Source organism: Actinophytocola sp. (assembly GCF_050699915.1).
Taxonomy (GTDB): Bacteria; Actinomycetota; Actinomycetes; order Mycobacteriales; family Pseudonocardiaceae; genus Actinophytocola.
In genome coordinates this window covers 1-4,276 of sequence record NZ_JBOHGA010000347.1, presented here as the reverse complement: position 1 = coordinate 4,276, position 4,276 = coordinate 1, and the positions used below count along the sequence as shown (strand labels likewise).

Sequence of the window (4,276 nt, the reverse complement as noted above, 5' to 3'; positions counted from 1 at the left end):
ATGCCCACTGCGCCATCAGCTCGCCGCCGTGGTGGCGGATCTTCGCCTGGTCGGCCTCGTCGAGGTGGCGGCCCTCCCACCGCCACAGCGCGGTGACCTCGCGGCGGTCGACGGCGAGTGCGGCGACCGCGCGCAGGAGCCCGTCGAGCTGTTCCGCCGGCGTCCCCGCCGCGGCCAGCGCGTCCTCGGTGACCAGGCCGAACACGTCCATGCCGGAGAGCAGCACGTGCGCGAGGATGTCCTGCTTGCCGCGGAAGTGCCGGTAGACCGCGGGCCCGGTGACGCCGGCCGCGGCCGCGATGTCGTTGACGCTCACCTGGTGGTAGCCGTGCTTGCGGAACAGCTCCGCGGCCGAGTCGGCCAGCTGGGCCTTCCGGTTGCGCGGCCGGACCGTCACACGTCCTCCCGAGGTGAAACGTCACTAGCGACGGTAGACCAGGCCCAAGCCGTTGGCAATCAGGCGATGCGGCCCGATAAGTTAACGGTGATTAGGCAGATGACCTGGCGGCGTGGGCCGCATCACCCCCACATTGACAACGGCGCCACAAGTGCCACGATGTTAATGAGGATTAGCAGGCGAGAGGACCCTGAGCGTGCCTACCGAAGCATTCGTCTATGACGCGATCCGGACCCCGCGCGGTCGGGGGAAGAAGACCGGATCCCTGCACGGAACCAAGCCGATCTCGCTCGTCGTGGGACTGATCGACGAGCTGCGCAAGCGCAACCCCACCCTGGACGCCGACCGGGTGTCCGACCTGCTGCTGGGCGTCGTGACGCCGATCGGCGACCAGGGCAGCGACATCGCCAAGACCGCCGCGATCGCGGCCGGCCTGCCCGACACGGTCGGCGGCGTCCAGCTCAACCGCTTCTGCGCCTCGGGCCTCGAGGCGGTGAACATGGCCGCGCAGAAGGTGCGCGCCGGCTGGGACGAGGTCGTCATCGGCGGCGGCGTCGAGTCGATGTCCCGGGTGGCCATGGGCTCCGACGGCGGCGCCTGGGCGATGGACCCGGCGACGGCCTACGACACCTACTTCGTGCCGCAGGGCGTCGGCGCCGACCTGATCGCCACGATCGAGGGATTCACCCGCGAGGACGTCGACACCTACGCGCTGCGCTCGCAGCAGCTCGCCGCCAAGGCGTGGGCCGGCGACTACTTCCGTAACTCGATCATCCCGGTGGTCGACCAGAACGGGCTCACCGTCCTGGACCGCGACGAGCACATGCGTCCCGAGTCCACTGTGGAGGGACTGGGCAAGCTGCCGGCCTCGTTCGCCGCGATCGGCGAGATGGGCGGCTTCGACGCGGTGGCGCTGCAGAAGTACCACCAGGTAGAGAAGATCGACCACGTGCACTCGCCCGGCAACTCGTCGGGCATCGTGGACGGCGCCGCGCTGGTGCTCGTCGGCTCCGAGCAGGCCGGCAAGGACATGGGCCTGAAGCCCAGGGCACGCATCGTCGCCACCGCCACCTCCGGCGCCGACTCGACGATCATGCTCACCGGTCCGATCCCGGCCACCGAGAAGCTGCTCGCGACGACCGGGCTGACCGTCGACGACATCGACCTGTTCGAGCTGAACGAGGCGTTCGCGTCGGTCGTGCTCAACTACCAGAAGAAGCTGCACATCCCGGACGAGAAGCTGAACGTCAACGGCGGCGCCATCGCGATGGGCCACCCGCTCGGCGCGACCGGCGCGATGCTCATCGGCACGATGATCGACGAGCTGGAGCGCCGCGAGGCCCGGCGGGCCCTGGTCACCCTCTGCATCGGCGGCGGCATGGGCGTCGCGACCCTCATCGAGCGCGTGTAAGGAATAGACACCAACATGACTGACACGATCCGCTGGGACAAGGACGCCGACGGGATCGTCGTCCTGACGATGGACGACCCGAACCAGTCGGCCAACACGATGAACCGCGACTACGCGGCGTCGATGGCCGCCACGGTCGCGCGGCTGGAGGCGGAGAAGGACGACATCACCGGCGTGGTGATCACGTCGGCGAAGAAGACGTTCTTCGCCGGCGGCGACCTGAAGGACATGATCGAGGCGAGGCCCGAGGACGCGAACGAGGGCTTCGAGTTCATCCAGGGCGTCAAGGCGCAGCTGCGCCGGCTGGAGACGCTGGGCAAGCCGGTGGTCGCCGCGATCAACGGTGCCGCGCTGGGCGGTGGCCTGGAGATCGCGCTGGCCTGCCACCACCGCATCGCCGCAGACGTCAAGGGTTCGCAGATCGGGCTGCCCGAGGTGTCGCTGGGGCTGCTGCCCGGCGGTGGCGGCGTGACCCGCACGGTGCGCCTGCTGGGCATCCAGACGGCGCTGCTGTCGGTGCTGCTGCAGGGTCAGCGGCACAAGGTCCCGGCCGCGAAGGAGGTCGGGCTGGTCGACGAGGTCGTGGCGACCGTCGACGAGCTGGTGCCCGCGGCCAAGGCGTGGGTCAAGGCCAACCCCGAGGCCGTGCAGCCGTGGGACGTCAAGGGCTACAAGATCCCCGGCGGTTCGCCGTCGAACCCGAAGTTCGCGGCCAACCTGCCGGCGTTCCCGGCCAACCTGCGCAAGCAGCTCAAGGGCACGAACATGCCCGCCCCCAAGGCGATCCTCTCCGTCGCGATCGAGGGCGCGCAGGTCGACATCGACACCGCGCTCACCATCGAGTCCCGCTACCTCGTCGAGCTGCTCTCCGGCCAGGTTGCCAAGAACATGATCAAGGCGTTCTTCTTCGACCTGCAGCACATCAACTCCGGGGGTTCGCGGCCCGACGGCTACGAGAAGTACACCGCCCGCAAGGTCGGTGTGCTCGGCGCCGGGATGATGGGTGCGGGCATCGCCTACGTGTGCGCCCGCGGCGGCATGGACGTCGTGCTCAAGGACGTGTCGGCCGAGGCCGCGAACAAGGGCAAGGACTACTCGGTCAAGCTGTTCGAGAAGGCCGTGTCGCGCGGCAAGGCCACCCAGGAGAAGGCCGACGAGACGCTGGCCCGCATCCACCCCACCGACAACCCGGAGGACCTGGCCGGCTGCGACCTCGTGATCGAGGCCGTGTTCGAGAGCCCGGAGCTCAAGCACAAGGTGTTCGCCGAGATCGAGAGCGTCGTCAACCCGGACGCGCTGCTCGGTTCCAATACCTCGACGCTGCCGATCACCGGGCTCGCCGAGGGAGTGAAGCGGCAGGAGGACTTCATCGGCCTGCACTTCTTCTCGCCGGTGGACAAGATGCCGCTGCTGGAGATCATCGTCGGCGAGCAGACCAGCGACGCGACGCTCGCCAAGGCCTTCGACGTGGCGCAGCAGATCAAGAAGACGCCGATCGTGGTCAACGACTCGCGCGGGTTCTTCACCAGCCGGGTGATCGGCACGTTCATCAACGAGGCGATCGCGATGGTCGCCGAGGGCGTGCACCCGGCGTCGGTGGAGCAGGCCGGTTCGCAGGCCGGCTACCCGGCGCCGCCGCTGCAGCTGATGGACGAGCTGACGCTGACGCTGCCGCAGAAGATCCGCAAGGAGACGAAGGCCGGTGTCGAGGCGGCCGGCGGCACGTGGGTCGTGCACGCGTCGGAGCCGCTGATCGACCGGATGGTCGACGAGTTCGATCGCAAGGGCCGCTCGGGCGGCGCGGGCTTCTACGAGTACGGCGAGGACGGCAAGCGGACGCGGCTGTGGCCGGACCTGCTCGAGCACTTCACCAAGGACGGCTACGAGATCCCGTTCGAGGACATGAAGGAGCGGATGCTCTTCGCCGAGGCGCTCGAGACGGTGAAGTGCTTCGACGAGGGTGTCCTGCGCTCCGTGCCGGACGCCAACATCGGCTCGATCATGGGCATCGGCTTCCCCCCGTGGACCGGCGGCGTGATCCAGTACATCAACGGCTACGAGGGCGGCCTGGCGGGCTTCGTGGCGCGGGCCCGCGAGCTGGCGGCGCGCTACGGCGACCACTTCCAGCCGCCCGCCTCGCTGGTGGCCAAGGCCGAGAAGGGCGAGTCGTTCGAGTAACAGCGTGATCGACGAGAGGGCCCGGCGACCGCCGGGCCCTCTTCTCGTCGGCGTCCACTGAGGCGTCCACAGTGGAGTCGACGGTACGGTCGAGGCCTCCGCCGCGCCGCTCGGGTGCTGTCGCTCGGTGCGGCGGAAGGCAGTCGGATGCTAAGGCGCGTGCCGGTGGCCGCACAAGGTCTAAACCAATTTCTGTCGTGAATAGGACAGCCGGTCAGGGCGCGGCGGCCACCGCGGCGACGAACTCCCGGGCCCGGGCGCCGATCTCGGCCAGGCGGGACTCCGCGGCC

General features: G+C 69.1%; 3 protein-coding genes. 2 read left to right on the top strand and 1 reads right to left on the bottom strand.

All coding sequences use genetic code 11. The features are described from left to right. On the bottom strand, nucleotides 1-397 hold a 397-nt coding region (locus ACRDSK_RS32150; protein ID WP_431445174.1), incomplete at its 3' end, for a TetR/AcrR family transcriptional regulator. A 196-nt stretch (nucleotides 398-593) separates the two neighbouring features. Between ACRDSK_RS32150 and ACRDSK_RS32145 the strand changes: the two genes are divergently transcribed. Both ACRDSK_RS32145 and ACRDSK_RS32140 read left to right on the top strand, forming a co-directional pair. Further along, nucleotides 594-1,808, top strand: coding sequence for an acetyl-CoA C-acetyltransferase (locus tag ACRDSK_RS32145; RefSeq protein WP_431445173.1), 1,215 nt, complete (start codon nucleotides 594-596; stop codon nucleotides 1,806-1,808). 15 nt (nucleotides 1,809-1,823) lie between these two features. After that, nucleotides 1,824-3,986, top strand: a complete 2,163-nt coding sequence (locus ACRDSK_RS32140; protein ID WP_431445172.1) for a 3-hydroxyacyl-CoA dehydrogenase NAD-binding domain-containing protein — start codon at nucleotides 1,824-1,826, stop codon at nucleotides 3,984-3,986. The last annotated feature ends 290 nt before the right edge of the window (nucleotides 3,987-4,276 follow it).